Raw genomic sequence first — 333 nt, 5'->3', positions numbered from 1 at the left:
GATGAACTCTTAATGTTTGAACTTGACTTCTTGCTTAATGAGCTCTTTACACTTGAACTCTTCTTACTGCTTGATGAGCTCTTAATGTTTGAACTCTTCTTGCTGCTGCTTGAAATCTTGCTTGAACTTGATTCCTTACTTGATGAGCTCTTTACACTTGAACTCTTCTTGCTGCTTGATGAACTCTTAATGTTTGAACTTGACTTCTTGCTTAATGAGCTCTTTACACTTGAACTCTTCTTGCTGCTTGATGAAATCTTGCTTGAGCTTGATTTCTTGCTTGATGAACTCTTTACACTTGAGCTCTTCTTGCTGCTGCTTGAAATCTTGCTT

The 333-nt window shown here is 37.5% G+C and carries 1 protein-coding gene; it reads right to left on the bottom strand.

The window, feature by feature from the left end; translation table 11 throughout:
- The coding region (locus tag FC33_RS08370) for a hypothetical protein (protein ID WP_191978950.1) at positions 1–333 on the bottom strand (333 nt) is incomplete at both ends.

Origin of the sequence: Ligilactobacillus aviarius subsp. aviarius DSM 20655 (assembly GCF_001436315.1) — a bacterium.
Classification (GTDB): Bacteria; Bacillota; Bacilli; order Lactobacillales; family Lactobacillaceae; genus Ligilactobacillus; species Ligilactobacillus aviarius.
The sequence above is the reverse complement of the archived record's forward strand: the minus strand, read 5'-3'. Positions and strand labels throughout refer to the sequence as shown.